A 16,776-nucleotide genomic window follows, 5' to 3' on the forward strand; every position below is an offset into this window, starting at 1 on the left:
CCGGCTCCAGCGGCTGAAGCGACGGAAGACGGTGTTCCATTCTCCAAACAGCTCCGGCAGATCGCGCCAAGGCGAGCCGGTGCGCACGATCCACAGCACCGCCTCGATGAACATACGATTGTCCCGGCCCGAAGAGCCGCGCGTCCGCTCGTCGCCGATGATGTGCGGCGCTATCCGCGCCCACTGCTCATCCCCAAGCACCAGTCGATCAAGAACACCCATCGCTGCCTCATCAAAGGCAGCTTTGAATCACAGATCATTCAGCCCGGGAACCCCAAGAGTCCACACTACCTAGAGCGCGATTCAATGTGCTCGGATCCGGCTTCAGGCATCCGGTGCTTTCACCGTCTCAAGCCAGTGCGCCACCTCTTCCACCGTCTCCACCGCCGGCACCTGCGGCACGGCGGGCCGGCGCAGCAGGATCACCTCAAGACCCAGCGCGCGGGCGGCTTCCATCTTGCCGTAGGTGGCGGGGCCGCCGCTGTTCTTGGCGACGATGACCGCGATGCGGTGGCCGCGCAGCAGTTCCAGATCACCCTCCGCCGTGAAGGGGCCGCGCGCCACCACGTAATCGGCGTAGGGCACCGCCAGCGGCGGCTCGACCGGATCGACGCTGCGCACCAGATAGGCGTGCCAGGGCGCGGCCTCGAAGGCGCGCACCTCGTTCCGCCCCAGCGCGAGGAAGACGCGGCGCGGTGTCTCACCCAGCGCCGCGAGAGCGCCCGGTACGCCCTCCACCTCGCGCCAGCGATCACCGGCGACCGGTTTCCATGGCTGCCGCCGCAGGGCGAGGAGCGGCACGCCTTCCGCCGCGCAGGCCGCCGCCGCGTGCCGGGACATCTGCGCCGCATAAGGATGGGTCGCGTCGATCACCGCCGCGATGCGCTCGGCGGTGAGATAGGCGCGCAGCCCGTCGATACCGCCGAAGCCACCCACGCGGACGGGGACAGGCATCTGCGCGGGGTTTTCGGTGCGGCCCGCAAGCGACACAATGGGATAGAGTTTCTTCTCGCCTGCGAGTCGCGCGGCGAGCCGCCGGGCCTCCCCTGTCCCCCCAAGGATGAGGATGCGACGCGGCATGGATACGGCTTGGTTGAGCGAGGGACCTGACATGGCGGGGGACACTGCCGCAGCACCGCCCTGGCTGTCCATCGTCGGCATTGGAGAGGATGGCGCAGACGGCCTCTCCAAGGCCGCGCGCGCCCTGGTCGCCGAGGCGGAGTTGGTGTTCGGCGGTGCCCGACATCTGGCACTCGCCGGCGATCTCGTGCGCGGCACCTCCTGCCCATGGCCGAGCCCCTTCTCGGAGGGTATCGCGCAGGTGGTGGCGGCGCGTGGCCGCAGGGTGTGCGTGCTCGCCTCCGGCGATCCCTTCCTGCACGGCGTCGGAGCCACCCTCTCCCGGCACGTTCCGGCAAGCGAGATGCGCGTTCTCCCGGCGCCGTCCGCCTTCAGCCTCGCGGCGGCCCGGCTCGGCTGGCCCCTGCAGGAGACGGCGCAGGTTTCCCTCCACGGGCGCGAGATCGGCCGCATCCGGCCTTTCCTCCAGCCCGGCGCTCGCATCCTGGTGCTGACCTCCGATGGTGAGGGCCCGGCGCAGGTGGCGGCGCTCCTGTCCGCCCTCGGCTTCGGCGGCACGCGGCTCACGGTGCTGGAAGCCCTGGGCGGCCCCCGTGCCCGCATCCGCGAGGCCCGTGCGGATGCCTTCGACCTGTCCGACGTGGACCCGCTCAACGTGCTGGCGCTGGAGGTTCGGGCGTCACCCGCAGCCGCCGTGCTGCCGCTCACCTGCGGGCTGCCGGACGAACTGTTCGCCCATGACGGCCAGCTGACCAAGCGCGAGATCCGCGCCATGACGCTCGCCGCCCTCGCGCCGCGCCACGGCGAAGTGTTGTGGGACGTGGGCGCCGGCGCGGGCTCCATCGCCATCGAATGGCTGCTGACGCATCCCTCCCTGTCGGCGCTCGCCATCGAGCAGGACGAGACCCGCGCGGCGCGCATCCGCGCCAATGCGGCGGCGCTGGGCGTGCCGGACCTGTCGCTCGTCATCGGCGCGGCGCCGGGCGCCTATGTGGGCCTGCCCCGGCCCGACGTCGTCTTCATCGGCGGCGGCGGCTCGGAGCCCGGCGTGCTCCCCGGCGCACTGGCGGCGCTGAAGCCGGGCGGGCGGCTGGTGGCGAATGCCGTGACGCTGGAGACCGAAGCCGTGCTCCTCGACCATTACGCCCGCCTCGGCGGCAGCCTGACCCGCATTGCGGTGTCGCGCGCCGTGCCGGTGAAGGGCATGACCGGCTGGCGCCCGGCCATGCCGGTGACCCAGTGGAGCTATGTGAAGCCGGAGGGAGACGCGGCATGATCGTCGCCGGTGTGGGCAGCAAGCGCGGGGTGACCGCCGAGGATGTGCTTGCGGCCATCGATGCCGCTCTGGAGAGGGTGAACCTCACCCGCGACATGCTCAAGGTCATCGCCACCCCGGCCGTGAAAGGCGGGGAGGCCGGCATAGCGGAGGCCGCCGCCCAGCTCGGCCTGCCCCTGGTACTGGTACCCCAGGGCCAGCTGGAGGCCATGGCGGAGCGGGCTCAGACCCATTCCGAGCGCGTCGTCGCGCTACTGCGCATTCCCTCGGCGGCGGAAACCGCCGCGCTCGCCGCCTGCGGGCTCGATGCCCAGCTGCTCGGGCCGCGCCTCGCGCTCGGCTCCGTTACCTGCGCCCTGGCCAGGAGCGGCCCCGCCCAATGACCGTCCATTTCATCGGCGCCGGCCCCGGCGCGGCGGACCTCATCACCGTGCGCGGCCGGGATCTCATCGCCCGCTGCCCGGTGTGCCTCTATGCCGGCTCCATCGTCTCGCCGGACCTGCTGGCCTATTGCCCGCCGGGCGCGCGCATCGTCGATACCGCCCCGCTCGATCTCGACCGGATCGAGCAGGAATATGTCGCCGCGCAGGAGGTCGGGCAGGATGTGGCGCGGCTGCATTCCGGCGACCTGTCCGTCTACAGCGCGGTGGCCGAGCAGATCCGCCGCCTGGACCGGCTGGGCATCGCTTATACGCTTACCCCCGGCGTCCCCGCCTTCGCGGCGGCGGCGGCTGCGCTGCGCGCCGAATTGACCGTGCCGGAGGTGGCGCAGAGCGTGGTGCTCACCCGCGTGTCCGGCCGCGCCTCCGCCATGCCGGAGCGCGAGAAGCTGGCCACCTTCGCGGCCAGCGGAGCAACGCTCGCCATCCATCTCGCCATCCACGCGCTGGACCAGGTGGTGGTCGAGCTGACGCCCGTCTATGGCGCCGATTGCCCCGTGGCCGTGGTGGTGAAGGCGAGCTGGCCTGACGAACGCGTCCTGCGCGGCACGCTCGGCACCATCGCCGCCCAGGTGGCGGCGGATCCCATCGCCCGCACGGCGCTGATCCTGGTCGGCCCGGCGCTCGGCGCGGCCGATTTCCGCGAGAGCGCGCTCTACAATGTGGACTATGTCCGCCGCTTCCGGGGCATGGGGACGTGACGCGCCTAGCCCGCCGGACGGAACGGGGCGCGGCCCATGAGGGCGCCGTCGCGGTCGAACACCACGATCTCCAGCTCCATGCCCGCGCCACGCAGCACGGGCGCGGCCGCCGCCCAGGCGCGCGCGGCCACCACGTCGCCCAGAGGGATGCCCGCGGCACCGGCCTCCTCGAAGGCCTGGGCCACCGTGTTGGCACTGCCGATGCGGTCGGCCAGGTCGAGATCCGCGCCCGCCTCCCGCGCCAGATGCGCCAAGGCGGTGAGGTCCGGGCTGCCGCGCTTGGAATGCAGGTCCAGCAGCCCCTGGGCGAGCTTGGCCATCTTGGCGACGCCGCCCGCCACCGTGACGCGCGGCACCGGATGGGCACGCAGATATTTCAGCATGCCGCCGACGAAATCGCCCATGTCGATGAGCGCCGTCTCGGGCAGGCCGTGCAGCGCCTGGATGGCGGCTTCGGACGCCGAGCCGGTGGCGCCCGCCACATGGTCGAGGCCCATGGCGCGGGCGACGTCGATGCCGCGATGGATGGAGTGGATCCAGGCCGAGCAGGAGAAGGGAATCACCACCCCCGTGGTGCCCAGGACGGACAGGCCGCCGATGATGCCGAGGCGCGGGTTCAGGGTCTTCCTGGCCAGAGCCGCGCCGTCGGCAATGGAGATTTCCACCTCCGCATCGGCCGGCACACCCGCCGCCTGCGCCACTTCGGCGATGCCCTGCGCGATCATGCGGCGCGGCACCGGATTGATGGCCGGCTCGCCCGGCGCGACGGGCAGGCCCGGCCGGGTCACCGTGCCGACCCCCTCCCCCGCGCGGAAGGTCACGCCCGCGCCGAGGACGCCACGCCGCACCGTGGCGCAGACCAGCGCGCCGTGGGTGACATCGGGATCGTCGCCGGCATCCTTGACGATGCCGGCCCGCGCACCGTCACCGTCGCGGAAGGTGGTGGCCAGCGCGAAGGCCGGACGGGCGCCGCTGGGCAGCTCCACTTCGACGGGATCGGGAAAATGCCCGGTGACCAGCGCGGCGAAGGCCGCCTTGGCGGCGCCGGCGGCGCAGGTGCCCGTGGTCCAGCCGCGGCGCAGGTTCGGATCGGCGGGGCCGTCCGGCTGCTCCGCGAAAGGCCCGTCTTGATCCTGCGTATCCGCGCCGCTCATGGGCCCCTTCATAGGCCGCGCCTTGCCGTCCGTCACGGGGGTGCCCGGCCATGAGCCACGAGGGCCTCAAGGGGCTGCTCATCGGTGCGCCGCGCTCCGGCTCGGGCAAGACCACGGTGACGCTCGGCCTGCTGGCGGCGCTCGCCCGGCGGGGCGTCGCCGTGCGGGCCGCGAAGTCCGGGCCGGACTATATCGATCCCGCCTTCCATGCCGCCGCCACCGGCCGGCCGGGGCTCAATCTCGACAGTTGGGCCATGCCGCCGGATCTCGTCGGCCACCTCGTGGCCGAGGCGGGCGAGGACGGAGACCTGCTGGTGGTGGAAGGTGCCATGGGCCTGTTCGACGGCGTACCCGCCGCGCCGGGCCGCACCGGCGCCGGCGCCGACATCGCCGCGAGGCTCGGCCTGCCGGTGCTGCTGGTGCTGGATGTCTCCGGCCAGTCGCAGACGGCGGCGGCGGTGGCACGCGGGTTCGCCACCCATGATCCCGCCGTGCGCATCGGCGGCGTGCTGCTCAACCGCGTCGGCAGCGAGCGGCACATCCGCCTGGTGCGGGACGCCATGGCGCCGCTCGGCCTGCCCGTGGTCGGCGCCATTCCGCGCGATGCCACCCTTGCCTTGCCGGAGCGTCATCTCGGGCTGGTGCAGGCGGGCGAGCATCCCGACCTCGACGCGCGGCTCGATGCGCTCGCCGCCATGGCGGAACGCCATCTCGATCTCGACGCCATCCTTACGCTGGCAACGCCGCTCCCACTCAAGAATACGCCGCCGAGGGGCCTGCTGCCGCCGCCGGGCCAGCGGATCGCCCTCGCCCGGGATGCCGCCTTCTCCTTCGTCTACGCCCATGCGTTGGCCCACTGGCGGCGGGCGGGGGCGGAGATCCTGCCCTTCTCACCGCTGGCCGACGAGGCGCCGGACCCATCCGCCGACGTCTGCTGGCTGCCGGGCGGCTATCCCGAACTGCACGGCGGCGCGCTGGCCGGTGCCAACGCCTTCAAGGCCGGCCTCGCCCGCTTCGCCCAGACCCGTCCGGTGCATGGCGAGTGCGGCGGCTACATGGTGCTGGGCGAAGGGCTGGTGGACGCGGACGGCAGCCGCCACGCCATGGCCGGGCTGCTGGCGCTCGAGACCAGCTTCGCCAAGCGCAAGATGAATCTTGGGTATCGCGAGGCGCGACTTCTCTCGGATACGCCGATCGGTCCCGCGGGATCGCAGGTGCGCGGGCACGAATTCCATTACGCCACCGTGCTGGCGCGCGGCGCGGATGATCCGCTCGCCGATCTCAAGGACAGCCAGGGCGCGAGCCTCGGGGCCTCCGGCAGCCGGCGCGGACGGGTGACGGGCGCCTTCTTCCACGCCATCGCCGCCGTCGGCTGAGCGCCTCGCACCTCTGGCCGGAACAGGCTTCGCCCCGCGCGTCGCTCATGTCGCACGCTCGCCTGTCGCATGTCTTTTTTTCAATGTTCGGCGTTATACTTGAATCAACGAGCCAGAGAGGGCCGCACGCCGGTTGCAAAGAAGCGTCTCAGCACAGGGAGGACGTTTGATGCGTTGCCAGCACAAGGAAGATGATTTCCGCCAGGCCATTGTCGACATCGTCAGCGCTAAGGACGGTCAGGCCATCGTGATCCAGGTGGTCGGCGGCACGACCATCACCGGCTATGCCCCCATGAGCGTCGGCCGGGACTATCTGCGATGCCACATCGCGGCGGGTGACAACCACAAGGAACAGGTGGTGCCGTTCCACTCCATCACCTGCGTGCGATAAGGCATCCGCCAAGCCGCCCGACGCCGCTTCCCCACCTTCGCAAGGCCGCATCCGCGTGGCATCCCAGCTTGCGGACCGCCCGCCGGGCCGCGCGGTGTCGCGCGCCGGGCTGCGAAGAGATGATCCGGTTCGCTGGAAAGCGCGCTCCGTGGCGGCGCCGTCCAGCGCCGTTGTCAGTTCCCGGCCTCGAACGGCCCGAACACCATGTCCGGCGCGCTGGTGTTGTGGCGCGAGGGAACGAGCCGCCCGGCCCATAGTTCGCTCGCTTTGCCGCCGGCGAAATCCATGACCGGCGCCTCGCTCCAGCCCGGCCGCCCCGGCGCCTTCCAGGCGAGGCGGGTCACGTCGGCATTGAACTCGGTCACATACATGGAGCGCAGCGCGGCGAACGGCGCGCCGGTGATGGCGCCATCGAGCGTCACCTCCAGCGCCAGTTGCTCCCGGTCGAGCTGCGCCAGCCGCAGGCGCGCCCCGCCGCCGCCGGCGAAGGCGAGCGAGAAGGTGCGTGTCGCGGGATCGAAGGCGATCTCCTTCAGCTTCACCAGCGGGCGCCCGTCGGTCTCCACCGGCCCCACCAGGAAGGACGAGCCGTAGCCCGCCGCCCCGAGATGGGCGGGCGGCAACGGCCGGGCGCGCCAGTATCCGTCCGGTGGGTAGACCACCATCACTTCTTCCGCCCGCTCCGCGTGGCGCACCCACAGCTGCACCATGTGCAAGCCCTCCACCACCTTGTCGCCAACGCGGAACGGCACGGCGGCTGGGCGCCAGAAGGAGGGGAAGGTGTAGCCGGTGAGCCAGAGATCGGGCGTCTCGTAGAAGGTGACGCGCTTCGGCGCGGCCGGCACCGCCGGATCGCCGCTCATGTCGCAGGCGGTGAAATCAGCCGCGGTGCGGTCCACCGCCAGCGTGCCGATATAGGCCGGATGCACCGCGGTGATGCGGAAGCGGGCGACGGCGGGCGATGAAACGGCGGGCGATGAAAAGGTCAGCGCGACATTGTCGGTCTCGGCGCAGAGCGTCGGCCGGCTGTCGTTGCGTACCTCCACGGCCAGCGGCTCGGCCCCGGCCGCGAGCGGCAGGCCCAGCATCAGCGCAAGAAAGACCGCAGGCGCCCGCCCCCATCCGAACGCCATGATCGATCTCCCCCGCCGCGCTCAATCCACCATGGCATATCCCATGTTCCGCGCCACGATGCGGCCGCGGTCGGCGATATGCGAGCCGGTCACGGGAATGCCGTCGGTCACCAGCCGGTCGAGGATGCCCTTGCGGGTCGCCGCGGCGAGGGACTGGTCGACGTCGAACACCACCGTCCAGGAGGGATGGGGGAATTGCAGCAAAGCGGAATGGATGGTGTCGGCAAAGATGAGGAACTGGTCCTTGCCGTCCGCCAGCAGCAGGCCGGCATGGCCGGGCGTATGACCCGGCAGCGGCACGAAGGAGATGCCGGGCACCGCCGTTCCAGCGCCCGCAACGGTGCGCACCCGCCCCTTGTAGGCGGTCAGCGCGCCGCGCGCGATGTTGAACATGGCCTCCATGGCCGTGGGCATGCGGGACATGGCGCCGTCGTCGGTCCAGAACGCCACCTCCTCCTGCTGCACCACGATCTCGGCGTTGGGGAAGAAAGCGCCGCCGCCCGCCGCCATCAGGCCGCCGGCATGGTCGGCATGCAGGTGGGTCATCAGCACGGCCTCGACCTTGGCGGCATCCACGCCGACAGCGGCAAGCCGTTCCGCCGCCTTGCCGAGGTCCGGGCCGAGGGTCGCCCCGGCGCCGGCATCCACCAGATAGGTATGCTCGCCCCGCTTGATGGCGAAGACATTGACCGGCTGCGGCCAGGGTCCCTGCGCCGGCAGGCCTGCGCGCTCCACCAGCTTCTCGCCCTCCATCGATTCGGCCTGCGGCATCAGCACCGGGGAGAGGCCGAACGGACCATCGAGGATCGGCAGCACAGTGAAGGCGCCGACCGTGAAGGGCGCGTTCAGCGGCAAGGTCAGGCCCGCCCGCGGCAGCGTGGCGGCCAGAGGGAGGGCCGCGGCGCCGGACAGGAAGGCACGGCGGGACAAAGAGGGCGGCATCGGACCTCTCAACACTGCATGGGGCATCTGCCCAAGGGGAAAAGCTCGCGTTAACCTAGCGACCGGGACCTTGGCCCACAACGCGGCGGCCGCCGCCGCTCAAGCCTCGCGCAAGCGTGCGCCAGCCGCAGGCGCCGGCATCGCGCGGGCCGGCCATTGTCTTGCCGCTTCGGGAGTGTTAAAGACCCGCGCTTCAAGAGGACGGCACTGCCGATCCGCCGACCGGGCCGAGAGCCTGGAGGTCACCGCCCGACAGCGCGATGCGCCCTCGGGCGCGATTGTCGTTGCGCCCACGGGCCCGGACCCCATGTCTGGGACACCGTGCGCGGCGCACGACCGGCGGAACGGCCAGCGCCATTCTTGCGAAACCCAACCCCGGCCCCGGCCGGGGGGACCAGGACGGACCCATGTTCGACAGCCTTTCCGACCGCCTTGGCGGCATACTCGACAAGCTGAAGCGACGCGGCGCTCTCACCGAGGCCGACGTCGGGGAAGCCATGCGCGAGGTGCGGCGGGCGCTGATCGAGGCGGACGTCGCCCTCGATGTGGTGCGCGCCTTCACCGACAAGGTCCGCACCCGCGCCGTGGGCGTGGAGGTCATCAAGTCGGTGACCCCCGGCCAGATGGTCGTCAAGATCGTCCATGACGCGCTGGTGGAGACGCTCGGCTCCGACGCCGAGCCCATCGACCTCAACGCCCCCGCCCCCGTCGCCATCCTGATGGTCGGCCTCCAGGGCTCGGGCAAGACCACCACCACCGCCAAGATCGCCAAGCGCCTGACCGAGCGCGGCAAGCGCCGCGTGCTCATGGCCTCGCTCGATACCCGCCGCCCGGCGGCCATGGAGCAGCTGGCGACGCTGGGCACCCAGGTGGAGGTGAACACCCTGCCGATCGTGCCCGGACAGAGTGCCGTGCAGATCGCCAAGCGGGCCATGGATGCGGCGCGCTTCGGCAATTACGACGTGGTGATGCTCGACACCGCCGGCCGCGTCACGCTCGACGAAGCGCTGATGGCCGAAGTGGCCGAGGTGCGCGCCGCCACCAACCCGCACGAAGTGCTGCTGGTGGCCGACAGCCTCACCGGCCAGGACGCGGTGAACACCGCCAAGGCCTTCGATTCGCGCGTGACCCTCACCGGCATCGTGCTGACCCGCGCCGACGGCGACGGGCGCGGCGGCGCCGCGCTGTCCATGCGCGCGGTCACCGGCAAGCCGATCAAGCTGCTCGGCACCGGCGAGAAGATGGACGCGCTGGAGGATTTCGATCCGCAGCGCGTCGCCGGTCGCATCCTCGGCATGGGCGACGTGGTCGCCCTGGTGGAAAAGGCCGCGGAAAACATCGACATCGAGAAGGCCCGCGCCACCGCCGAGCGGATGCGCAAGGGCGTCTTCGACCTGGAAGACCTGCGCGACCAGCTCACCCAGATGCAGAAGATGGGCGGCATGGGCGGCCTCATGGGCATGCTGCCCGGCGTCGCCAAGGTGAAGAACCAGATCGCCGCCGCCAATCTCGACGACAAGGTGTTCAAGCGCCAGACCGCCATCATCGGCTCGATGACGCGCAAGGAACGCCGCAATCCCAAGCTGCTCGACGCCTCGCGCAAGCGCCGCATCGCCGCCGGCTCGGGCACCAAGGTCGAGGAGATCAACCGCCTCATCAAGATGCACCGCCAGATGGCGGACGTGATGAAGGCCATGGGCGGCGCCGCCGGCAAGCGCGGCCCGCTCGCCGGGCTTGCCAGCATGATGGGCATGGGCGCCGGCGGCCCCTCGCCCGAGGCGCTCCAGCAGATGGCCGAGAAGATGCCCGGCGGCCTCGGTGGTGGGCTGCCGCCGAATTTCCCCGGCGGCAAGCTGCCGGGCGGCATGCCCGGCCTTGGCGGCGGCATGCCCAAGGGCTTTCCCGGCCTGCCGGGCCTCGGCGGCTCGAAGAAGAAATGACGCCGCCTCGCCAGGCCCGGAACGGGCTGCGGCGGGTGGCCGATTAAACCCGAAGACACAACGCTTACATCGACACTGAAAGGAAAATTCCCATGTCCCTGAAGATCCGCCTCGCCCGCGGCGGCGCCAAGAAGCGCCCCTACTACCGCATCGTGGTGGCCGACGCCCGCTCCCCGCGCGACGGCCGCTTCATCGAGAAGATCGGCACCTTCAACCCGCTGCTCGCCAAGGATGCGGCCGAGCGCGTGGTGCTCGACACCGAGAAGGCCAAGGCCTGGCTCGAAAAGGGTGCCCAGCCGACCGACCGCGTGGCCCGCTTCCTCGACGCCCAGGGCCTCCTGAAGCGCGAAGCCCGCAGCAACCCGAAGAAGGGCGAGCCGGGCAAGAAGGCCCAGGAGCGCGCTGCCGAGCGTGCCGCCAAGGCCGCCGAGCCGGCCGCCGAGGAAGCCCCCGCCGCCGAGTGATCGGCTGCCGCGGGCACGGCTTCGCCGCGCCCGCCCGTTTTTCCCGGCGCCCCTTCGCGGGCGCCGGGCTTGTTTCGCAAGGCCCGAGCCGCCGCATGACCGACCGCATCCTCATCGCCCGCATCGGCGCGCCGCACGGCGTGAAGGGCGAAGTGCGCCTGTTTCCCTTCGGCGAGGACCCGCTTGCGCTGAAGCACTATGCCCTCACCGACGAGAGCGGGAAGCGCCGCTTCAAGGTGCTGTCGCTGCGCCCGGCGAAGGACCATTTCGTCGCCCGCATCGACGGCATCCCGGACCGCACGGCGGCCGAGGCGCTCACCAATACCGACCTGTTCGTGCCCCGTGACGCCCTGCCCCCGGCGGAGGACGAGGAGACCTTCTACCACGCCGACCTCATGGGCCTCCGGGTCGAGGACCAGGCCGGAACGGTCATCGGCAAGGTGTTGGCGATGCACGATTTCGGCGCAGGGGACGTGCTGGAATACACCCCCGTCGACGGCGGCAAGACGCTGCTCCTGCCCTTCACCAAGGCGGCTGTACCGGTGGTGGACGTGCCCGGCGGCCGCATCGTCGTGGTGCCCGACGCCACCCCCGAGGAAGCCCCGCCGGACGAGGCCGACCAGGGCTGAGCGTGAGGCGGTGCGATTGACGCCGCCGCCGCCCTCCCCCATTCCTCCGCCATGACCTTCCGCGCCACCGTTCTCACCCTCTATCCCGAGATGTTTCCGGGCCCGCTCGGCCATTCGCTGGCAGGGCGGGCGCTGGCCAACGGCCTGTGGGCGCTGGAGACGGTGCAGATCCGCGACCATGCCATCGACAAGCACCGCTCGGTGGACGACACGCCGGCGGGCGGCGGCCTCGGCATGGTGATGCGCGCCGACGTGCTGGCCCGCGCCATCGACGCGGTCTCGCCCACCGACGACCCGCGCCCCCGGCTGCTGATGACCCCGCGCGGCCGTCCATTGACCCAGGGCCGCGTACGGGAGCTGGCCGCCGGTCCCGGCGCCGTCATCCTGTGCGGGCGGTTCGAGGGGGTGGACGAGCGCATCATCGCCGCCCGCAACCTGGAGGAAGTCTGCGTCGGCGACGTGGTGCTGTCCGGCGGCGAGGCGGCGGCGCTGCTGACGCTGGACGCCTGCGTCCGGCTGATCCCCGGCGTCATGGGCAAGACCGAGAGCGGCACGGAGGAGAGCTTCTCCGACGGGCTCCTGGAATATCCCCAGTACACCCGTCCGCAACTCTTTGAAGGCGCAGGCATTCCCGAGGTCCTGACCTCCGGCGACCATGCCCGCATCGCCGCCTGGCGGCGAGCCCAGGCCGAGGCCGTCACCCGTGCGCGCCGGCCGGACCTTCTGGTCAAGGGAGCGGAGCGCGGAGAGGATCAGGGAACGTGACAGGAGAATGAAGGAAAGGACATGACATCTGCCCCATTCTCCTGTATCTGAGCCGCGTCCCTTAACTTACAACGACACGATGTGGCGCCGGGGCACGGCCTTCGCGGGCTGTTCTGCGGTGACTGCAAAAAGGTTGGCGACAATGAACATCATCCAGACCCTTGAGGCCGAGCAGGCTGCTCGCCTCTCCGAGAACAAGACCATCCCTGACTTCCAGCCGGGCGACACGGTCATCGTGAACGTGAAGGTTGTCGAAGGCGAGCGCAGCCGCGTCCAGGCGTATGAAGGCGTCTGCATCGCGCGCAACGGCGGCGGCCTCAACGAGAGCTTCACCGTCCGCAAGATTTCCTACGGCGAAGGCGTGGAGCGTGTGTTCCCGATCTATTCGCCGCTGATCGACAGCATCAAGCTGGTCCGCCGCGGCAAGGTCCGCCGCGCCAAGCTCTATTACCTGCGCGACCGTCGCGGCAAGTCGGCCCGTATCGCCGAGCGCACCGACGACCGCGCCAAGAAGGCCAAGGGCGCCGCTGCGGCCGAGTGAGCCGCGCCGCCTCCTTCGCGAGCATCAGCCGCCGGGTGCGCCCGGCGGTTTTTTTTATGCCTTGTCAGTCGGTTGCGGTTTCCAGCAGGCGTCCGAGCAGGCCCTCCGGGTCAGCCTCATAGGCCGCGCGCACGGTGGCCAGGGCCGCCGCCCCGCCGCCCCGGTGGCCGGCGCCGCCCACGTGCAGCCAGCCGTCCGCCAGCAGATAGGGCTCCCGCACCCCGGTGGCGCCGTCCGCGATCCAGGCGGTGCGGGTACGGGCCTGCGCCAGGCCGGCGAGATCGAGGCCCCGGAACAGCACCGTCCAGTTCTGCCCGCCGGTGTCGAGGGTGAGCGGCGTGTCGGTGCCGAAATCCAGCGCCAGCCCCTCTAACGCCTTGAAATCAAACACGCTGTAGCCCGGCCACAGGAACCAGCCGCCGAACTGCGTGCCATGGCGCACCATGCCATAGGCCGGCTGCCGGGCGACCAGGGCCGGCAGGTCCACGGGCGCCAGCGGCACCAGATCGTGATCCAGCAAGGCGAACACCTTGGGCCGGGCCGGGCGGATCAGGGCATGCAGCACCCAGTTCAACGCCACCCCGTGGGAGCGCGAGCCGTTGGTGCCGCCCCGGAACGGGGAGGCGGGCAGCGGGCAATAGGCGAGGCCCCGTTCCGCGCACAGCGCCGCGATCGCCGCCCGTGCCTCCGGACGGCTGGAATTATCGCATACCACCAAGGGGATACCCGGCGCGAACCGGGCCATGCCGTCGGCCAGGAGGGCGATGGCCTCGGGCAAATTGAAGGCGATGGTGAAGGCGAGCGCGGGCGCGGTCTCGGCCTTCAGGCGCGCCACCAATGCCGCCTGTCCCGGCGCCGTGCGGCGGCGATAGACGTGATCCACCAACAGGTTGCGGGCGCGCCGCAGGCGGTGGACCAGGGGGGCGGCCGACAGCCATTCGCCAGGGGAATAATCTTTGAGCGCGCGCATCGGCGCCCTTGTGCGAGGCGCGCCCGCCGCCGTCAAGCCACAGGCCCGTCACCGCCCCGCCCACGCTCCGGGTTCGCCCTCGCAACCCGTTCAGGCCAAACGGTTTTCCGCGTTCAGCGGGCGACCGGCGCGTCGAAGTCGATGTCCGGCCCCGCCGGCACGATGCCGCGCGGATTGATGCCGCGATGACTCTCGTAATAGTGGTGCTTGATGTGGAAGACATCCACCGTCCCGGCGATGCCGGGGGTCTGGTAGAGGGCCCGCGTATAGGCCCAGAGATGAGGATAATCAACGATCCGCCGCACATTGCACTTGAAGTGCCCGACATAGACCAGATCGAACCGCAGCAGGGTGGTCCACAACCGCCAGTCGGCCTCGGTCGGCCGGTCGCCCAGCAGATAGGGCTGGCGGGAGAGGCGGTCCTCCAGCCAGTCGAGCGTCTCGAACAGCGGGCCGACCGCCTCCTCATAGGCCGATTGCGTCACCGCGAAACCGGCGCGGTACACCCCATTGTTCACCGTTTGATACACCCTGTCGTTCACCGCATCGATTTCGGCCCTAAGCTCTTGCGGATAATAGTCTCCTTCGCGCGCACCCAGGGCATCGAACGCGGAATTGAACATGCGGATGATGTCGGCGGTTTCATTGTTCACGATCTGCCGCGTCCGCTTGTCCCACAGCACCGGAACGGTGACCCGTCCACTGTAGGTTGCATTGCTTCGCATATACAGCTCATGCAGCTTGGACACCCCCTCGTTGGGATCGGGGATCACCCCCGGGCCCGGATTGAAGGTCCAGCCGTCCTCCGCCATCAGCCAGTGGGTGACCGAATAGTCGATCATCCCCTCCAGCCCCTTCAGGGCGCGGAAGATCATGGCGCGGTGGGCCCAGGGGCAGGCGCGGGCGATATAGAGGTGGTAGCGCCCCGGCTCGGCCGCAAATCCACCCGCGCCGGTGGGGCCGGGACTGCCGTCCGGGGTGATCCAGTGGCGCAGCACCGAATCCGGCCGGGTGTAGTGCCCGCCCGTGTCGGTCGGGAAGTCTTCCTTGCCGTACCAGACCCCGTCCACCATGCGGCCCATCGCGTCGTCCTCCCGGGCCGGCGCGGCCCGCTCCTTGATAGATAGGTCCCGGGCCGGAGACCGGAAGGCGGCGCCGGGTCAGAACGCCTTGTCGCCGATCAGCCGGGCGGAAAGGGCCGCCATGTCCGGCACCTTGGCCTCGTTGCCCGCCAGCGCATAGAGCCGCACCTCGCCGGCGCCGTCGGCGCGGGGATAGGTGGCGACGAGGTGGAAGCGGTCCGGATGGGCCTCGGCCGCCGCCAGCAGCTGGCGGTCGTGCAGCAGGGCCTGGGCGGCGGGCGTGGTGTCCACCGCCACGAAGCCCACCCCCATCTGGTCCAGCCCGGCCAGCAAGGCGGTGGGGTCGGCATAGAGCGGCTGGTAGTCGGTGGCGTTCCAGCCGGTTTTCGCCAGCATCTTGGTGCCGCGCAGCACCACGGTCCTGCGCGCCCGGTCGTGCTGGGCGACGGCGGAGACCAGCGCCCCCTCGCCCATGGCGTCGGAGCCCACCAGCACCAGCGGGTTGGCCGCCTCCCGCGCCAGCAGCGCCTGGGCGGCGGCGTCCATGCCGATGGGCTTCTTCTCCACGCGCACCATCAGCCCCGGCAGGGCGCCGAACAGCAGCACCAGCGCCACCGCGAGGCCCGAGAGCGTCGGCCAGCCCTGCGTCACCAGGCCGATCAGGGCGGTGGCGCCGAAGGCCACCAGCATCACCAGCGGCGCCACCAGCGGCAGCAGGTAGCGCGGATCGATGCCCGCGGGCACCAGGCACTGGAACGCCAGCGTGCCCACCGCCAGCGCCGCCAGCGCCATCCAGATCTCGGCCCCGGCGCTGCGCCGCCAGCCCCGCACCACGGCGAACACCAGCCCCAGCGCGGCCAGGCTGAGCACCGGCGCACCAACGGCGGCGACCAGCCCGTCCGCATAGGTGCGCGCGGCCAGCAGCGTGAAGGCGCTGCCCCAGCCATATTGGAAGCCGGCGGCGGCGCGGGCATAGGTGAGCAGCGTCCACGGCCCGGCCAGCAGGGCGACGATGGGCAGCGGCAGCCAGAAGGTCCAGCGCCGCAGCAGCTCGAACCGGCCGCCGAACAGCAGGCAGAGCGGCGGCAGCAGGGCCAGCGCCATGCCGGTGCCCTTGGTGAGGATGGCGGCGGAGGCCAGAAGCCCGAACGCCACCGCCGGCCCGGCCCGCAGCGTGCGCAGGAAGCGGGCGTAGGCGCAGGCGGCCAGCAGGCCCAGCAGCGCCACCGGCAGGTCGAGCTGGATCACCAGGGTCGCTTCGCGCAGCGGCGGCACGCTCAGCAGCACCGCGCCCGCCGCGAGGCCCTGGAGCGGCCCCAGCACCCGCGCCGTCACCCAGCCGGTGGTCACCACCAGCAGCGCGGCCAGCACCGCCGGCAGCAGCAGCGCCACCGGCGTGGTGGGCGGCAGCGCCAGGAACAGCGCGCCCTCCAGCATGTAATAGAGCGGCGGCCAGTGGCCGATGGCGAGCTTGGGCAGGTGCAGATAGTAATTGACGGCGAAGGCCATGGGGTTGGGGAAGCCCGCCCGCACATAGTCCGCCAGCATCAGGCCGCTGATGAAATGGCTGGCCTCGTCGGCATTGTCGGCGGAGATTTCCGACCCATAGCCGCCCATGGCCCGCTGCTGCACGGCGATGAGCACCACCGCCAGCGCCACGAAGATCAGGAACAGCAGGCCCTTCAGCGCCACCAGCGCCAGGCTCGTCCTCCGGCTCGCCGCCGCCCCGTCCATCACCCGCCGTCTCCCCGCCGCTGAACCGCATGCGCCCGGCGCCAAGCCGGCGCGCTCCCGAGTTCTAGGTAGTGTGGACTCTTGGGGTTCCCGGGCTGAATGATCTGTGATTCAAAGCTGCCTTTGATGAGGCAGCGATGGGTGTTCTTGATCGACTG

18 protein-coding genes are annotated in these 16,776 nt (G+C 71.0%); 10 read left to right on the forward strand and 8 right to left on the reverse strand.

Annotated features, from left to right (window positions below):
* Together YU1_RS31025 and YU1_RS0124195 are read right to left on the reverse strand one after the other, a co-directional pair.
* On the reverse strand, positions 1-222 hold a 222-nt coding region (locus YU1_RS31025), incomplete at its 3' end, for a transposase (protein ID WP_035715561.1).
* Between the two features lie 102 nt (positions 223-324).
* Complete coding sequence (locus tag YU1_RS0124195; RefSeq protein ID WP_425339175.1) at positions 325-1,161, reverse strand: cobalt-precorrin-6A reductase; 837 nt, start codon at positions 1,159-1,161, stop codon at positions 325-327.
* Here YU1_RS0124195 and YU1_RS0124200 point away from each other — a divergent pair.
* The 3 genes from YU1_RS0124200 to cobM are packed head-to-tail and all read left to right on the forward strand — an operon-like array spanning position 1,112 to position 3,497.
* A complete protein-coding gene (locus YU1_RS0124200; RefSeq protein ID WP_029006269.1) occupies positions 1,112-2,356 on the forward strand; it encodes a bifunctional cobalt-precorrin-7 (C(5))-methyltransferase/cobalt-precorrin-6B (C(15))-methyltransferase in 1,245 nt (414 codons plus the stop codon). The two genes, YU1_RS0124195 and YU1_RS0124200, sit on opposite strands and share 50 nt — an antisense overlap.
* Positions 2,353-2,739, forward strand: a complete 387-nt coding sequence (locus YU1_RS0124205; protein ID WP_029006270.1) for a cobalamin biosynthesis protein — start codon at positions 2,353-2,355, stop codon at positions 2,737-2,739. Before YU1_RS0124200 ends, YU1_RS0124205 begins: the two co-directional genes overlap by 4 nt.
* The gene (cobM, locus tag YU1_RS0124210; RefSeq protein WP_029006271.1) at positions 2,736-3,497 is read left to right on the forward strand and encodes a precorrin-4 C(11)-methyltransferase; all 762 of its coding nucleotides are present in this window, start codon (positions 2,736-2,738) and stop codon (positions 3,495-3,497) included. The genes YU1_RS0124205 and cobM overlap by 4 nt, the downstream gene beginning before the upstream one ends.
* A 5-nt stretch (positions 3,498-3,502) precedes the next feature.
* Here cobM and YU1_RS31030 read toward each other — a convergent pair whose 3' ends face one another.
* A complete protein-coding gene (locus YU1_RS31030) occupies positions 3,503-4,651 on the reverse strand; it encodes a cobalt-precorrin-5B (C(1))-methyltransferase (protein ID WP_084540095.1) in 1,149 nt (382 codons plus the stop codon).
* A 50-nt stretch (positions 4,652-4,701) separates the two neighbouring features.
* On the opposite strand from YU1_RS31030, the gene YU1_RS0124220 reads away from it, so the two are divergent.
* Complete coding sequence (locus tag YU1_RS0124220; protein WP_029006272.1) at positions 4,702-6,027, forward strand: cobyrinic acid a,c-diamide synthase CobB; 1,326 nt, start codon at positions 4,702-4,704, stop codon at positions 6,025-6,027.
* Between the two features lie 169 nt (positions 6,028-6,196).
* A complete protein-coding gene (locus YU1_RS0124225) occupies positions 6,197-6,418 on the forward strand; it encodes a hypothetical protein (protein ID WP_029006273.1) in 222 nt (73 codons plus the stop codon).
* 173 nt (positions 6,419-6,591) lie between these two features.
* Here the strand turns inward: YU1_RS0124225 and YU1_RS31035 are convergent, their stop codons facing one another.
* Together YU1_RS31035 and YU1_RS0124235 are read right to left on the reverse strand one after the other, a co-directional pair.
* On the reverse strand, positions 6,592-7,551 hold the full coding sequence (locus tag YU1_RS31035) for a hypothetical protein (protein WP_051357294.1): 960 nt from the start codon (positions 7,549-7,551) through the stop codon (positions 6,592-6,594).
* A gap of 21 nt (positions 7,552-7,572) precedes the next feature.
* Positions 7,573-8,493 carry an MBL fold metallo-hydrolase gene (locus tag YU1_RS0124235; RefSeq protein WP_029006274.1) on the reverse strand — a complete coding sequence of 307 codons (921 nt, stop codon included), beginning with the start codon at positions 8,491-8,493 and terminating at the stop codon, positions 7,573-7,575.
* A gap of 407 nt (positions 8,494-8,900) precedes the next feature.
* Between YU1_RS0124235 and ffh the strand changes: the two genes are divergently transcribed.
* The 5 genes from ffh to rplS all read left to right on the forward strand — a co-directional run bounded on the left by ffh (position 8,901) and on the right by rplS (position 12,832).
* Positions 8,901-10,433: a signal recognition particle protein gene (gene ffh / locus YU1_RS0124240; protein ID WP_029006275.1), complete on the forward strand. Its 1,533-nt coding sequence runs from the start codon at positions 8,901-8,903 to the stop codon at positions 10,431-10,433.
* Between the two features lie 92 nt (positions 10,434-10,525).
* Complete coding sequence (rpsP, locus tag YU1_RS0124245) at positions 10,526-10,897, forward strand: 30S ribosomal protein S16 (protein ID WP_029006276.1); 372 nt, start codon at positions 10,526-10,528, stop codon at positions 10,895-10,897.
* A gap of 95 nt (positions 10,898-10,992) precedes the next feature.
* A complete protein-coding gene (gene rimM, locus YU1_RS0124250; RefSeq protein WP_029006277.1) occupies positions 10,993-11,526 on the forward strand; it encodes a ribosome maturation factor RimM in 534 nt (177 codons plus the stop codon).
* Positions 11,527-11,577: 51 nt separating this feature from the next.
* On the forward strand, positions 11,578-12,291 hold the full coding sequence (gene trmD, locus YU1_RS0124255; protein ID WP_029006278.1) for a tRNA (guanosine(37)-N1)-methyltransferase TrmD: 714 nt from the start codon (positions 11,578-11,580) through the stop codon (positions 12,289-12,291).
* Positions 12,292-12,433: 142 nt separating this feature from the next.
* Complete coding sequence (rplS, locus tag YU1_RS0124260) at positions 12,434-12,832, forward strand: 50S ribosomal protein L19 (protein WP_029006279.1); 399 nt, start codon at positions 12,434-12,436, stop codon at positions 12,830-12,832.
* 64 nt (positions 12,833-12,896) lie between these two features.
* Here rplS and YU1_RS31040 read toward each other — a convergent pair whose 3' ends face one another.
* The 3 genes from YU1_RS31040 to YU1_RS0124275 form a co-directional block, all read right to left on the reverse strand.
* The gene (locus tag YU1_RS31040; RefSeq protein ID WP_051357296.1) at positions 12,897-13,802 is read right to left on the reverse strand and encodes a hypothetical protein; all 906 of its coding nucleotides are present in this window, start codon (positions 13,800-13,802) and stop codon (positions 12,897-12,899) included.
* A gap of 113 nt (positions 13,803-13,915) precedes the next feature.
* Positions 13,916-14,884 (reverse strand): glutathione S-transferase family protein, encoded by a 969-nt coding sequence (locus YU1_RS0124270; protein WP_029006280.1) that lies wholly within the window; start codon positions 14,882-14,884, stop codon positions 13,916-13,918.
* A 78-nt stretch (positions 14,885-14,962) separates the two neighbouring features.
* Positions 14,963-16,618: an ArnT family glycosyltransferase gene (locus YU1_RS0124275; RefSeq protein ID WP_029006281.1), complete on the reverse strand. Its 1,656-nt coding sequence runs from the start codon at positions 16,616-16,618 to the stop codon at positions 14,963-14,965.
* Positions 16,619-16,776 lie beyond the last annotated feature (158 nt).

The sequence above is a fragment of the Azorhizobium doebereinerae UFLA1-100 genome, from assembly GCF_000473085.1.
Taxonomy (GTDB): domain Bacteria; phylum Pseudomonadota; class Alphaproteobacteria; order Rhizobiales; family Xanthobacteraceae; genus Azorhizobium; species Azorhizobium doebereinerae.